The organism is Tepidibacillus sp. HK-1 (genome assembly GCF_001748485.2).
Lineage (GTDB): Bacteria > Bacillota > Bacilli > Tepidibacillales > Tepidibacillaceae > Tepidibacillus_B > Tepidibacillus_B infernus.
The window spans coordinates 143885-157538 of sequence record NZ_BDGM02000002.1 but is presented as its reverse complement, the minus strand read 5'-3'; the positions used below and the strand labels follow the sequence as shown (position 1 = coordinate 157538).

Sequence of the window (13654 nt, the reverse complement as noted above, 5' to 3'; positions counted from 1 at the left end):
ATTTATAGCCTGAGTAACTTGATTCAAAGAAAGACATGTACGACGGAGCATGTTATAAAATTCAAATTTATCTCATTCCATATTTACCATAATGTTTTGCGATTTGGACTAAAGAACGCACCATCACACCTGTTCCACCTTTTTGCGTTGTGGCGGTTTCTTTATTCGACCATGCAGTTCCAGCAATATCAAGATGAATCCATGGCGTCTCTTCTGCAAATGCTCCGACAAACAATGCAGCGGTGATACTTCCGGCTAAACGGCCACCCGTATTTTTCAAATCAGCAATTTGGCTCTTAATTTGTTCCTTATATTCATCAAAGGTAGGTAATTGCCAAACTTTTTCTCCTGCCTTTTTCGCCGATTTCATAAAGTCCGCTAAAAATTCTTCATTATTCGTCATTGCGGCAGTGGTTACATCGCCTAGAGCAATTAAGACCGCACCTGTTAAAGTTGCCAAATCGATAATTCGTGAAGCACCTAAGTGTTTCGCATATGTGATTCCATCAGATAGGATCAAACGACCTTCTGCATCTGTATTTAGCACTTCAATCGTTTTTCCACTCATTGTCTTAATGACATCACCGGGCTTATAAGCTTTTCCAGAAGGCATATTTTCTGTTGAAGGAATAACCGCAACAACATTAACTTTTGGTCTTAAACGGCCAATCGCTTCCATCGCTCCAAGAACAGCAGCGCCACCACCCATATCCATTTTCATTTCATCCATATTGGCTCCTGGTTTTAATGAGATGCCCCCCGTATCAAAAGTAAGTCCTTTACCAACAAAACCAAGAACATCATCCCATTGTTCCCTACCACGATATTTCAATACGATCATCTTTGGTGGTTGTTCTGAGCCTTGAGCCACGGCTAATAAACCACCCATACCTAAACGCTCCATTTCATCACGCTCAAGGATTTCATATTCCATCCCATAGCGGCGGGCAATTTCAATCGCTTTTTCAGCCATATGGGTTGGAGTCATCATATTGCCAGGTGTATTAACAAGATCCCTAGCTAAATTTGTTCCTAATGCGTAAGCTGTTCCACATTCAATCCCATATTTAAGTTCATCAGAAACTTCTTCAGCGATCAGTTGAATCAGTTCAACCTGATGTTGCTCTTCCTTTTTTGAACTATATCCATCAAAACGATAATGAGCAAGATGAGCTCCTTCTGCAAATGAATGTGTCACATGATGCTCATGTATATTTGGATGCTTGATTCCAAATGGGCAAGAGGCTACTTTTTTAGCTTTGACTTTAATCGCTGTTTTTACAGCTACGGCAGCAATTTCGCGAACCATATCTTGGTCAAACGCATCTTTCTCACCCAAACCAATGACCAAAATCCGTTTTGCAGAAATTTTACCAAAGGTATGTATCATTGTTGTTTCTTTAGCCTTTCCAGTAATTTCTCCTTGTTGAATGAGATCAGAAATAGCTCCATCTAGTGCTTGATCCACATCAGCCAATTTACCTTGTGGCTTCGTATTTTCACTATAATGTCCTAATACAAGAAGATCTGTTTGAATCGATGTAACTGGTTGATTTAAGAATTCAATTTTCATTTCAGCACCCCCAAAATTTTTATTTTTAAACCCTACTGTTGCCCATTATACCTCGTTTGCAATGAAAAATAAATTATTTCGATTATCTAAGTTTTCACTCCTCTTCGTCTAAGTGTAATTTTACAAGAGGGAAATTGATTTTTTTCACTTCCTCAATCGTGATGCGTTTCTCTTCTGGTAAATAAGTTAATGCTTTTTTAATGTAGGCAATGACTGGTTCTAAATCTAGATCCCAGTATTTAGGACGATAAGGTTGTAAATATTTATAGGCAGAATGAAAAAGTAGTCGAGAGCCGGAGATATTACCTGTTTGAAAATGATAAATGGCAACAGCTACTTGTAACATTCCCTGTAAAAATTTATTCTGTTTGTCTATCATCCAAATCTCTTCAAGAAGATCATGGCATTCGTAATATTCGCCTTCATTGAATTTTTTAAAAAATTGATAGTATTCCTCTGGATATTTGCGTTGCATTTCATTCACACTCCAAGCTCAATTTTGACTATATCTTTAATGTAGTAATATGATCATATCAAAGGAACCTGAGCCATGATAAGCAGAGAAGTGTATAAATAGCCTATAAAACAAAAAAAGAAGCAAGGAGATTCCTTACTTCTTACAGTTCAGCATTAACCATTGCGACACGGTCGTACTGTTCTAATACTTTTTCCGTGACTTTTCCATTACCACGTTTGATCACATATACATCGACTCGTTTTTTGCCCCATTGATCATAAACATCTTGAACGGTTTCAAAATATAAATCAATCCGGTTTCCTTTTATTGCAGAACCTTTATCTGCTACGATTCCGTAACCATATCCATCAATATATAGAATTGTTCCTAATGGAAACACTTTTAAATCTGCGGCAATGGTTGAAATCCCCTCTGGATTTCTTCTTACTTTAACACCAGAGTAAGTAATTCCATATTCAGGATGGGAAATATCTTTTCCTGTTGATTCTACACCCGCTGTGTAGCCAGTCGCAACAACAGTAATTTTCTCATACTGTTTTTCCATTTTTGAAACCATGACAGCTTGTTTAGATCTTATAACTGATATTGAACGAGTTTCATTTTGATTAATTGTACTTATTTGGTTTTTTCGATTTTCGATTTGTAATTGTCTGATTTCATCTATATCAGTTGTAATTGCTTCCATTTTTGCTAGTTGTTCTTGTTGATTTAATTCTAACACATTAATTTGTTTTGCTTCATTTTCACCAAACATCAATCCCATCGTTACAATGGGTGATATGACGAGTAACAGCAGTAATGCTATTTTTACTCGTCGATTTATATAGGTAGACATTTTGTTATCTACCTCCTCTCCTAGTCTCATCTTTTCCTAGAAAAAAATTTTTTATACTTGTTTGATGAAAAAATAGGAAAGAAAGTAAATAAAACACTATAAAAAAAGTAAATATATTGTTAAATGGTTCAATATTGTCTACAATAAAAATAGCAATTAAAAAAGGAGGAATCATTTATGCAACAAACATTACCCACCCAATTTGTTAGTTTTATTTTTTTTAAACTAGACCCAGCCTTTCGACGTTTGCCAATAGAAGAACAACAAAAACGTAAAGAAGAATTTCGGAATGTTGTAGAGGAGTATAATCATCATCCTGAGATGATGGTACTGACATATTCTTTAGTTGGACTTCGAGGGGATGCAGACTTTTTGCTTTGGAGAATCTCCTATCAATTAGATTTATTTCAGGAAATGACTACAAAATTATTACATACAGGTCTAGGACAATACCTTACCATTGCTTATTCTTATTTGTCCCTAACAAAGAGAAGCATCTATGTCGATAAAGCCAATCCAGAACATCAAAATTCAAGAGCTCATATCGTGCCTGGACAAGGTAAATATTTATTTGTTTACCCCTTTATTAAAACAAGAGATTGGTATCACCTAACCTTTGCGACAAGACAGGGAATGATGGATGAACATATTAAGGTAGGAATGAAATATCCGTCTGTTAAATTAAATACAACATACTCTTTTGGTATTGATGATCAGGAATTTGTTGTTGCTTTTGAGTCAGACCATGTTCAAGACTTCTCCAATTTAGTTCAAGAACTAAGGGAATCAGAGGCAAGCCGTTATACGCTTCGTGATGTTCCGATGTTTACATGTATTCGTAAAGAAACTGTATCCGAAATGTTAGATACGATATAGGAATAACCCACAAAATTAAAAATGATAAAAATAAAGGGTGAGAATCGTTGTTGATTCACACCCCTTCATAATTTTCCGTTTTATATTGTAGTGGATCACTTATGCTACTTCCTCTTCTCCTTGTTTACCAGTTCCTTCACATGCTGGACAAGTTTCAGAGCCACCTTCTAAGAGATCGTAGTAACCTTGCCCTTCACAGTATTCACAGATATGATCGCTATAACCTTTCATACCCATCGCCTCCGTTCAGATAGATTACTAAAAATATATCAATAATTCAGAAAATTATAAAGCTTTATTTTATCGCTTATTTGTCCAATTTCCTTCATGTAAGCGAAAACATCAAACTGTTAAAGTAATTATTTAAAGATTTTATAACTGTTGTAACCATAGTCCCTAAAGGTTTGAAAGGGTAAAATTTCTAGCCGATGCCTATTCACTTGAAACGTTTTTAGAAAGTTGGCCATAAATTCTGTCGTGTTAGGATCTTTAATAAGTTCTTCAATCGGCAGAAAAATAGCCTCTTCAATTTCACCAAGTCTTGGCTTAGGATCTCCACCTAAATATTCAAGATAAAACAGAATTAAATGATCGCTAACACCTGTTTTTAATACACCAGTTCTCCCACCAACGATTCCTAAAATTTTGGCATCAATAGACGTTTCCTCTTTAATTTCCCTTATAACCGCCTCATCCATCGTTTCATTTGGGCCGACAAAACCTCCTGGAAAAGTCCATAGCCCTTTGGTTTTGCTATATGATTTTTTAACAGCTAATACTTTCCCTTCCTTTAAAACAAGACCCCCAACTCCTAGCCACACATCTTGTTTTCTCATGTTCGTTTCACCTCATTTTTTAGCATATCATATGGAAATAATAAAAAAAATAAAGAGCCGTTTTACTAACGACTCTCATGGATAAATGAAGATTTGTTTATTTCATTTTAGCCTAACAGTTTGCCTTTTTTGATGACTAATGGTAACCCACCTATTGAGTATAGATATCGGTTATCAATGAGTTGTTTCATTATTAAAGCTGTATAACCAGTCATTTTGCGATTTCCTACTTTTCCGATTGCTTCTCCTTTCCCTAGGGAAGCTACGGTTCCACGGAGATTAAACTTAAACGGTTTTAAGTCCATTTTACCATTTCGGACATAAGAAGTAATTTGTTTTGCTAGATGTTCTCCTTGTTGAACAGCAATTTGGGCTGTTGGTGGATAAGGTCTGCCTTCTTCATTAAAGACAATTGAATTATCGCCGATAATAAATACATCTTGATAACCAGGTGCTCGCAGAAACTCGTCTACTTTTACGCGCGCTCTCATGGTTTCAATACCTAACGTTTCAATCAATTTATTACCTCTAACTCCACCAGTCCAAACTACCGTACCCGCCTTTATTTCTTCCCCATCAGCCAGTGTGACGCCTTCCTCTGTGCATGCTTTAATAGGTGTATTGATTTTAAATTCTACCCCTTTGTTCTTTAAAACTTCAATCGCATAATCCACTAACTGAGGATCAAAACCTGGCAATGCACTTGGAGCAGCTTCAATATTAATAATTCTAACCTTTTTGGGATTCACTTCAAATTGTTCACAGAGTTCTGGAATACGGTCAGCCAATTCTCCAACAAATTCAATACCTGTAAATCCTGCACCTCCAACGATAAAGGTAAGATATTCAGGATGTTCTGGCTCATTTTTATACTTCGCAAACATATATTCAATATGTTTCCTGATTAGTTGCACCGAATTAATACTACGAATGGTAAAGGCATGTTCTTTTAGCCCCTCAATTCCAAAGGTTTCAACTTCGCTTCCTAAAGCAATAACCAAGATGTCATAAGTTAATCCTTGCCCATTATCCAGTGTAACCTTTCGTTCATTCTGAATATCAATCGCTACAACTTCTGCTTTAATAAAGTTAATCCTGTCTTTATCAATTAACTCCTCTAAATCAATTTTAATCCTGCGAGGATCAACAGTTCCTGCAGCTGGTTGGTGTAAATGCGTCGTAATATAGTGGTAATCATGTTTATTCACTAGGGTAATATCGGCTTCATTATAATGTAATTCCTTTTGTAAACGTAATGCAGTGGTTAGCCCGCCGTAACCGGCACCGAGTATTAGAATCTTTGGTGTCATACACTCACATCCCCATCATATAATCTTTTTCTTTTCTTTATGTGTTTTAGCGTTCCCCAATTCCTTGCTTTTTAAAGTGGAACGTACCTGTTATGTTTTGGATTGTACATCATTTCACAAATTAAGACAACATAATTTAATATTGTTATATTTTTCACTATAAAAACAGTGTTAATATATGAATATCATACCATGCTATTTGTTAAATTTAAAGTATAAATAATCCCATAAAAGTGACGATCCCTCCTTCGAAGCGCATTCTGACTACTTTTGAGAACCCATCATAAAATCCTAACCAATAAAAAAGAGCTAAAGCGAATCAATCATCGCTTTACCTCCTATTGTTAAATCAGCCAAATTAAGTGCATCTAATACACTAGCCATCGATTCTCTAACTTTTTCCCAAACCATCTTTGTTGAACAGTCTTCTGTCTTGTTACAGCAATTTCCGTCTTCATCTTCAAGACAATCAATAATATTCATTGAACCTTCAAGAACACGGACGATATCACCTACAATCACTTTTTCAGGTTCATTGGCTAAACGATAACCACCTTTTGCACCACGAACACTTTTGACTAAGCCAGCTTTTCTTAAATCAACAAAAATTTGCTCTAAAAAAGGTTCAGGTATATGTTCATCTTTTGCGATTTGACGCAATGGGATAGGCTTTGTAAGTCCTGATTTTGCTAAATATACCATTGCTCGAAGTCCATAATGACCACGTGAAGAAAGCCTCATCAGGTACTCCTCCCTCAATAGGAATAAGTTCCTATTTCATTATACTTTAGGTCTTTACAATTAACTTTTTCTTAACGTATTTTTATTGTATTCACTCTAATCCAGCGTGTCAAATAAAGTTAATTTGGAATTTTGCAATTGTTCTCACAAAAACTTCTTTAAAAACCATCTTTTCCAGTTTATAATTGACTAGGGGATGTGTAAAAATCATGCAAAGGTGGGGAAAAATCATGTTACATGATGAAAAGGTTTACGAAATCACTGTAATAGGCGGAGGGCCTGCTGGCTTATTTGCCACATTTTATGCAGGGATGAGGGGAGCAAGTGTTAAGTTAATTGAAAGCATGCCTCAACTTGGCGGACAACTAGCTGCGTTATATCCCGAAAAATATATTTATGATGTAGCTGGATTTCCAAAAGTACTTGCTGCTGACTTAGTTAAGCGCTTAGAAGAACAAGTTTCACAATTTGAGCCAACCATTTGTTTAGAAGAAAAAGTGGTTAACGTTGAAAAAAATAGCGATGGTAACTTTGTTTTAACTACAGATAAAGGTACTCATTTATCTAAGGCCATCATTATTACTGCAGGTATTGGTGCTTTCGAACCACGTAAGCTTGAACTTGAAGGCGCTGAAAAGTATGAAAAGAAAAACTTACATTATTTTGTTAGCGACTTAAATATATTTAAAGATCGTAAGGTACTTCTATTTGGTGGTGGGGACTCTGCAGTCGACTGGGCACTTATGCTTGAAAACATCGCTAAAGAAGTAACGATTATTCACCGTAGGGATAAATTCCGTGCACATGAGCATAGTGTAGAAAGATTGTACGATTCTAAAGTAAACGTTATCGTTCCTCGTGTTATCACAAAATTAGAAGGTGACAACGTCATTGAAAAAGTAACCATTGCAAATCCTAAAGGTGGAGATGAGCAAGTGATTGAGGTTGACGATTTAATTGTTAACTTTGGTTTTGTTTCCTCATTAGGACCAATTGCGGAATGGGGATTAGAAATTAAAAACGGAGGAATCGTTGTAGACTCAACAATGAAGACAAATATCGATGGAATTTATGCTGCTGGAGATATTGCTACATATGAAGGAAAAATTAAATTGATTGCTTCAGGATTTGGTGAGGCACCTACAGCTGTCAATAATGCCAAACACTATATTAACCCTGATGAAAGAGTACAACCAGTTCATAGCAGTAGTAAACACTAATCTTTTGAGAGGTAAGAAAAAAAGGTCGTTTAAAAAACGGCCTTTTTTATACGTTAGGAAGGTATAAATTTTAGCAAGAGGTAACTCGACGTTGCTAAAAATTTTAAGTTCCAAGTATAAATGCAACTTAGGCTTCTGCCTGCATCAAAGATTTGGTATAAGCCAAGTTTTCTTTATTTGTAATAGAAAGTATTTTTCTCTTGTATACTTTATTCCCCATTACACAAAATAAGAGATATATGATGATGATAGGGGGACTTCTTGAATGAGAACATTGATCAATACACTTTACACGCTTCTCTTATTGGTATTAACGATCATTCTTCCACTAAGTATTCTTTTTAGCCGTGTTCCAGTGGGTAGCCATATTGACGCGATTGTTGGTGCGATCTTTGCTTTTATTCTAATGGTTAGTTATATCGTCTATACCTATTGGTTAGGTTTTTGGAATTCATGATGTGGAGGGGTCACGATGTCGTATATTTGTCCAGTTTGTAATGGGTTAATGTCATTAGAAGCAACCTGTCCCCATTGTCATCATCAATTAGATGATTTTGGTCGAATTGACCAGCTTTGGGGTCCATATTCACCCTATAGAGAAATTAATGAATTAAGATTGATAAACGGCTATCCCGATGATGAACAAAACCACCAATGCATCCATATTACCTCTTGTCCTGCATGTGGCCAAGATCAAATCATACGTATTGATGAGATATTTCAAGGATAGGGAAATCTTTGTTTTTCTTTTGTTGATAGACCTTTTGGAGTTAGATCTTGACGATTTTCGTATGAAGCCGATCAATCTTTTGGATTAATGCAAGGACAAGGGGATGATGGAAACCAAGTTTCATCCCTTGTATTTCCATTTCCCTTCTCAGTCGTTTTTATCTTTGAATTACAAGCGAAAGAAACTTTTATACAATAGCATACAGGAGGCGCTTTTCTTTTTCAAACCTCAATTTAATTCATTACATGAATGGAACCCTTATTTAAACTAGAAATTAGAGGTTTACTAGGAGTCGTCTTTTGATATAATATAAGCAGAGAAAAGCATATACTTTTTGTTTTTTCATAAAATAAAATGGCTGGAGTGCTCTAACACTCCAGTCTAGGAACAATTTAAGGCCGATGAATCGGCCTAGCAATTATGGTGTAAGTAGTTCCACCCTAACCTAAAAACCAACAGTCCAAAACTGATCATTAGTGACCCTATTATAACATATATAAAACCTTATTTAACCAATAAAAATAATTTTTTCCCTGACGTGAGCGATATATATGAACAAAGCTATTTTTATCTTTAAAACAGGCCTTTTTGTCTTATAATAGGCATAGGGAGTCTTCCTTAAGTCTTGGAGTTGGTGTAGTTACTTACTCATTCGACATTTTGGGAGATACTCCTTTTTTGGCTTTTAAAAGCCTTGAGCCTGTAAGGCTCATAATTATGAAATTGATTCAATTTGTTGAAAAAAGTATTCTTCGCCTTGTGCCCCTAAAACCAGTATATGCCGTCCACCAAAAAAGTGTATTCCCATTGTGTAACCACTCATTTTCCCGCCAAAGAAAGTAAGTGGTTACATCCTATGGAAATATTATATCGGAAAAAGAAAGAATAAGAATACCGTAATATGTCAGGGCATATTTATTTTTTTTTGATTAATTTTATTAGTAAATAGACTATTACTAAATTAGACAAAATAAGAATAACAGATGGTGATCCTAAATCGAACATAAATTTCACCCCTCTTATATGTATGTAGATTGTTTTTTAACTTAATTATACTTTATCTCATTGTAGATAGACGTTAAACTCCAAAAGCACTAAAGAATTGGATATATGGAAAAATCCAATTCTTTAATGTCAAAAATTTTAATTCTTTTCTGTTTACAATATATTACATTGAACCATCAGAATAATAATTGTCATCTTCTACAAATAACTTAAGATAAGAAGAACAACCACATCCAACTGAAATTGTATCCCAAGTCAATGCTGCATAAGCAGGACGATTATAATATAAATCTTCTTTCTGTCTCATAATTGAAAGACTTTTATTTTGATAAGTACCTCCTATAACCATTACTCTATCATCATAGACTTTTGAAATATAATCTGCGCCACCTTGAACAAAAGTGAAGTCTGCATAGAATTCAGCAGATTGTACTCCACTCGTCCCATCAATAAGAACTTCATAATAACTACAATATCCTGAACCACAACTACTATAAAATTGAGAACTAACGTCTCCTTTTAATTCCTTTTCAAGTTTCATTTCAGTTTTTTTTTAGTACTTTAACTTCTAATTTTAGAACGGAACCATCTGGGAATGTAATTTTCTTTAATGGATTCTTAAGACTGACTGATAAAGCATTTTCTGGAAGCTTTGCTAATACTTCTGGATTCATGGCGTCAATCAATTCTCCGTTTTTATATTTATTAATAAGATTCTTTCGTGTTTTACTATCAATACCCAATTTTTTAAAATTTTTATCCAGTAATTTTTCTTCCTCTGGGGATAGGGTAATTTTGGAAGTAGTTTCATTAACAATTGTGTTGCCTGCAAAAGTGATCTCAGAAAAAACAACGAACAACATAAGAAAAATGCTCATAAATATTAAAGATTTTCTGTACATTATAGTCTACCTTCTTTCATTAATTAAAGTTGTTATTTTTACAAACAAAATAAAAATAAAATTGTACTGACCTTTTTATCGCTAAAATATTTTATTATAAATAAAATCTAATGCTGATACGGCAAATCAGTAGATTCATAGATTGAAGTCTCTATAGCTGTATACTGCTTGTTCGAAATTTGACTAATCTGAGTTGCACTAAAAAGTAGTAAAGATAAAATTATCCCATAAACTACCTTTTTCATTTATCTGCACCTCCTTTTTTGTTGCCATCATTATATATAAATACAAAAATTCCTGTATTTGCCTTTATTGGCGATCTAACCTGATTAATGCGCTATTTCCTCATAAATTCTCGCTCACTTATTAAAAATGATAATAATAAGAATATTTATAAATCTATTATTTGTAAATTTAAGTAGTTTTTCCTATAATAGACTTAAAAGTCACTAATTTTGGGGTGATTATGATAAGTTTCTCGATTGAAAGATTAGGGAAGGGGATTAGCCAATTACGTACCTCTCTAGGCCTATCTCAAGCTGAATTAGCTAAAGGGATTTGTACACAAGCACAAATTAGTAAAATTGAAAAAGGTCAAGCTATTCCCTCCGCTGAAACCATCTATTACATCTCAGAACGCTTAGGGGTTGATGTCAACTATTTTTTTGACATGGCGAAAAGTTCTCGTGAAGATTATGTAAAGGAAGTCATGTCACAAATTCGTAAAGCTATACGAAATAGAGATTATCTAGAAGTGATGAATACTGTTCTTGAAGTACAGGGTCATCCTTTGTTTCAGTCTAGTATAAACAAACAATTTCTGATGTGGCATCATGGTATTGCGACTTTCTATTTAGAAAGTGATTCTGAAAAAGCCCTCAATTTGTTGCACGATTCTCTTCTACTCACTGCTAAAAATAAGGAATTTTATTCCGAACGTGAAGTAGAAATTCTAAATAGCATCGGGATTATTCACAGTGAACTTGGAGATCACATAGAGGCAATGTCTTTCTATCAAAAAGGAATTGAACATTTAAAACACCTTCCATTCCTACATGATCAATTATTAAAAGTTCGTTTAATGTACAACTTAGCAAAATCTTTAACCAAGATCGGTTCATACCGTGAATCACTAAAATATTGTGAAAAAGGAATAAAAGCCTGTTTAAAAAATGAGTCCCTCTATCTTCTAGGTGAATTTTATTATCAAAAAGGGTATAATTTGTTCCATGTACACAAAAACGATGAAGCAATTGCGTATATGAACAAAGCTATTTTTATCTTTGGGTTACAGGGAAATGAAATTTTTATACAATATGTTCAAGAAGAAGTTGATCAGTTTGTAAAGAAGCTACAAAAATAACACTTCGATTTCTGCAAAGTGTTATTTTTTCAATGATTCTTTTATAACTCTTTGATTACCTGAGTCGTCAAACAGGATAACTTTTACATTTTCACTATTTATGTTGTTTAATTCTTTCGTAGGTATTGCATAGTTTTTAACATGTGAAATAACACCACTATAAGCAGTGAAAAAGGAGAAAAAGCGATATCTTTCCTTTTTTATGTTATTAATTTTCTTTATTCAACTAAAGGACCAATTGATTTAACAGTATTATCAACTTCTTCATTATACTTTTGAAGAAGAACCTTCATATCATTGGTAGAATATTTCTCTTCTAACTTTGGAATTAATTTTTCCCAAATTAAATTCTTTTCATATAGATCTCTATCGTAACGATAATTTAAATCTTCAATAGATAGTCCTAATACATCGGCATAAGCCTTCATCTGTTTTGGTACATCAACTGTATCAAGACTATCTTTAATATATTGATCAATTTCATTGTCTTTTAGTTTTATACCATACTCTTTCGCAGCAATTTCTTTCCAAGCTTTTTCTTTATTCATTTTCTCTTTGGACAATTGCAGAACTTGTTCTTGAGTTAGGTCAGTTTCATAGTTTAATTTTTCTTGAATGAGTGTTCTAATCACCCATTTTTTTAATTTAGCATCTTTTATATCAAATTTTTCAGTTTCCAATAGAACCTCTTCATAAACGTGTTTATAGTCATCATAGGTATAGTTGTTTTGAATTTGCATTTGCTCTTCTTGACTCTTCATCTTGATCGGTATTTGTTTATCTGTATTCGATTGACAACCTGTACTTAAAGTCATAATAATTATGCTTATTAATGAGATTATTGCAAATTTCTTCAATAGTTGTTCCCCCTTCTAGTCTTTTTTTCTCCAATCTCTGGAAGAAGTGTCATTTGAGTGTTATAATTTTCTGTAGTAATCGTTTGCTTGCTCATAAAAAATCGTTCTTTCTGTAATGTTGTTGTGGTAACTTCATTTTACAGGATTGAACGATTTTTATGTGTAGTTTTTTTAGAAAATGAGGGGGATTCCTAAAGCCAGTTACCTGACTTTTTGGACAGCCCCTTTCCCCTCTTTTTTAGTCTAGCAATATATCAAGCAAATTAAAGAAATGTATTTCTAGTCCAAAGTCAGTCAATTATTATTGCGCAACATACACTTCAACTTCAGAATTAAATAGGTTCACTAATCTATTATTGTATTCTAATAGATGATCTTTTTCATTTTCTAACATAGGGTATTTTTTCTCTAAAATCGGTTTTAATTTATTCCATATGAGGTTCTTCTTAAAGTTATCTGCTTCAAAATTATAAAAGAATTCTTCTATATTAATACCTAAACCTTGCGAAACCTCAGTTACAATTGGTAAATCTTTATTTTTCTCCAGCTCTATAGAGATATAGTTTCTTAATTCTTCATCAGATACTTTAATTCCATATACTTTCTCAGCTACTTCAAACCATTTTTTTCTTTCTAGCATTACTTTTTTTGCTTCTTTCAATACCTCTTGATCAGTAATATTTTTATTTTGCATTTTAGCTTGAACTAATACTCTTATTACCCATTTCTTTTCTTCATTTTTATCTGCCTTAATTTGTTCAGCCTTCATTAGGGATTCATTTACAATTTCCTTTAAATTCTGTTTTTCATTTGTTTTATTAAAAGAATATTCATTTGCATTAACATATGTCAATAATACAAAAGACGTTGTAAATACAAATAATAAAGAAACTAATAAAGATACTTTTCTATTCATGTAATAACCCCC

General features: G+C 33.8%; 16 protein-coding genes. 5 read left to right on the top strand and 11 right to left on the bottom strand.

Going from position 1 to position 13654, the window contains the following annotated elements; genetic code table 11:
• Nucleotides 1-67 precede the first annotated feature (67 nt).
• The 3 genes from BEN26_RS01740 to BEN26_RS01730 form a co-directional block, all read right to left on the bottom strand.
• Nucleotides 68-1573, bottom strand: a complete 1506-nt coding sequence (locus tag BEN26_RS01740; protein WP_069800480.1) for a leucyl aminopeptidase — start codon at nucleotides 1571-1573, stop codon at nucleotides 68-70.
• 94 nt (nucleotides 1574-1667) lie between these two features.
• Nucleotides 1668-2048: a DUF309 domain-containing protein gene (locus BEN26_RS01735; RefSeq protein WP_069800482.1), complete on the bottom strand. Its 381-nt coding sequence runs from the start codon at nucleotides 2046-2048 to the stop codon at nucleotides 1668-1670.
• A 142-nt stretch (nucleotides 2049-2190) separates the two neighbouring features.
• Nucleotides 2191-2886 (bottom strand): 3D domain-containing protein, encoded by a 696-nt coding sequence (locus tag BEN26_RS01730; RefSeq protein ID WP_069800483.1) that lies wholly within the window; start codon nucleotides 2884-2886, stop codon nucleotides 2191-2193.
• Nucleotides 2887-3063: 177 nt separating this feature from the next.
• On the opposite strand from BEN26_RS01730, the gene BEN26_RS01725 reads away from it, so the two are divergent.
• Nucleotides 3064-3762, top strand: coding sequence for a chlorite dismutase family protein (locus BEN26_RS01725; protein ID WP_069800485.1), 699 nt, complete (start codon nucleotides 3064-3066; stop codon nucleotides 3760-3762).
• A 99-nt stretch (nucleotides 3763-3861) separates the two neighbouring features.
• Here the strand turns inward: BEN26_RS01725 and BEN26_RS01720 are convergent, their stop codons facing one another.
• The 4 genes from BEN26_RS01720 to BEN26_RS01705 form a co-directional block, all read right to left on the bottom strand.
• The gene (locus BEN26_RS01720) at nucleotides 3862-3993 is read right to left on the bottom strand and encodes a YuiA family protein (protein WP_235589094.1); all 132 of its coding nucleotides are present in this window, start codon (nucleotides 3991-3993) and stop codon (nucleotides 3862-3864) included.
• Between the two features lie 128 nt (nucleotides 3994-4121).
• Entirely contained in the window at nucleotides 4122-4598 is a 477-nt protein-coding gene (locus BEN26_RS01715; RefSeq protein WP_069800487.1) for an NUDIX domain-containing protein, read from the bottom strand.
• Nucleotides 4599-4705: 107 nt separating this feature from the next.
• Nucleotides 4706-5908, bottom strand: coding sequence for an NAD(P)/FAD-dependent oxidoreductase (locus BEN26_RS01710; RefSeq protein WP_069800489.1), 1203 nt, complete (start codon nucleotides 5906-5908; stop codon nucleotides 4706-4708).
• A gap of 309 nt (nucleotides 5909-6217) precedes the next feature.
• Nucleotides 6218-6649, bottom strand: coding sequence for an RrF2 family transcriptional regulator (locus tag BEN26_RS01705; RefSeq protein ID WP_068725536.1), 432 nt, complete (start codon nucleotides 6647-6649; stop codon nucleotides 6218-6220).
• Nucleotides 6650-6879: 230 nt separating this feature from the next.
• Between BEN26_RS01705 and BEN26_RS01700 the strand changes: the two genes are divergently transcribed.
• The 3 genes from BEN26_RS01700 to BEN26_RS01690 all read left to right on the top strand — a co-directional run bounded on the left by BEN26_RS01700 (nucleotide 6880) and on the right by BEN26_RS01690 (nucleotide 8599).
• Nucleotides 6880-7869 (top strand): NAD(P)/FAD-dependent oxidoreductase, encoded by a 990-nt coding sequence (locus BEN26_RS01700; protein ID WP_068725539.1) that lies wholly within the window; start codon nucleotides 6880-6882, stop codon nucleotides 7867-7869.
• Between the two features lie 265 nt (nucleotides 7870-8134).
• Nucleotides 8135-8326 (top strand): hypothetical protein, encoded by a 192-nt coding sequence (locus BEN26_RS01695; protein WP_068725541.1) that lies wholly within the window; start codon nucleotides 8135-8137, stop codon nucleotides 8324-8326.
• Between the two features lie 15 nt (nucleotides 8327-8341).
• Nucleotides 8342-8599 carry a hypothetical protein gene (locus tag BEN26_RS01690; RefSeq protein WP_068725543.1) on the top strand — a complete coding sequence of 86 codons (258 nt, stop codon included), beginning with the start codon at nucleotides 8342-8344 and terminating at the stop codon, nucleotides 8597-8599.
• A gap of 1168 nt (nucleotides 8600-9767) precedes the next feature.
• Here the strand turns inward: BEN26_RS01690 and BEN26_RS01685 are convergent.
• A complete protein-coding gene (locus tag BEN26_RS01685; protein ID WP_069800491.1) occupies nucleotides 9768-10145 on the bottom strand; it encodes a hypothetical protein in 378 nt (125 codons plus the stop codon).
• Nucleotide 10146: 1 nt separating this feature from the next.
• Complete coding sequence (locus tag BEN26_RS01680) at nucleotides 10147-10506, bottom strand: hypothetical protein (RefSeq protein ID WP_069800493.1); 360 nt, start codon at nucleotides 10504-10506, stop codon at nucleotides 10147-10149.
• A 466-nt stretch (nucleotides 10507-10972) separates the two neighbouring features.
• Between BEN26_RS01680 and BEN26_RS01675 the strand changes: the two genes are divergently transcribed.
• The gene (locus BEN26_RS01675) at nucleotides 10973-11869 is read left to right on the top strand and encodes a helix-turn-helix domain-containing protein (protein ID WP_069800495.1); all 897 of its coding nucleotides are present in this window, start codon (nucleotides 10973-10975) and stop codon (nucleotides 11867-11869) included.
• Nucleotides 11870-12087: 218 nt separating this feature from the next.
• Here BEN26_RS01675 and BEN26_RS01670 read toward each other — a convergent pair whose 3' ends face one another.
• Nucleotides 12088-12726 (bottom strand): hypothetical protein, encoded by a 639-nt coding sequence (locus BEN26_RS01670; RefSeq protein WP_069800497.1) that lies wholly within the window; start codon nucleotides 12724-12726, stop codon nucleotides 12088-12090.
• Nucleotides 12727-13027: 301 nt separating this feature from the next.
• Nucleotides 13028-13642 carry a hypothetical protein gene (locus BEN26_RS01665; protein WP_069800499.1) on the bottom strand — a complete coding sequence of 205 codons (615 nt, stop codon included), beginning with the start codon at nucleotides 13640-13642 and terminating at the stop codon, nucleotides 13028-13030.
• Between the last annotated feature and the right edge of the window lie 12 nt (nucleotides 13643-13654).